Origin of the sequence: Streptomyces sp. SID5910, assembly GCF_009862125.1 — a bacterium.
GTDB lineage: Bacteria > Actinomycetota > Actinomycetes > Streptomycetales > Streptomycetaceae > Streptomyces.
The window spans coordinates 1-343 of record NZ_WWHX01000302.1; the positions used below are offsets into that span (position 1 = coordinate 1).

A 343-nucleotide genomic window follows, 5' to 3' on the forward strand; every position below is an offset into this window, starting at 1 on the left:
CACCCAGCGCCTGCACCAGACCCAGCGTCAACGCCACCGACACCGGAACCGAACCACACACCCCGTCCCGGCCCGACGCCAGTCCGAGCAACGACACCACACCAGCAAACCCGTCAGGCTCACCAGCCACCACCGAACGCAGACGGCCGGCCACCGCCTCACGACCGGACTCGTCCGCAGCAAGCTCCAGCACCACAGGCCGCGCACCACAACGCGCAAGACCCGCAACACACTCACTCACCCACGCGTCATCGGCAAGCCCAGCCGGCACCACAACCAGCCAAGCCCCCGACAACACACCCGAGGCCACCGTCACCGGCGACCACGCCACCCGATAACGCCA

Annotated in this window: 1 protein-coding gene; it reads right to left on the reverse strand. The window is 68.8% G+C overall.

All coding sequences use genetic code 11. The features are described from left to right. Positions 1-196 (reverse strand): hypothetical protein (locus tag GTW67_RS38480; RefSeq protein ID WP_161164503.1); only part of this gene is annotated, 196 nt, incomplete at its 3' end. Positions 197-343 lie beyond the last annotated feature (147 nt).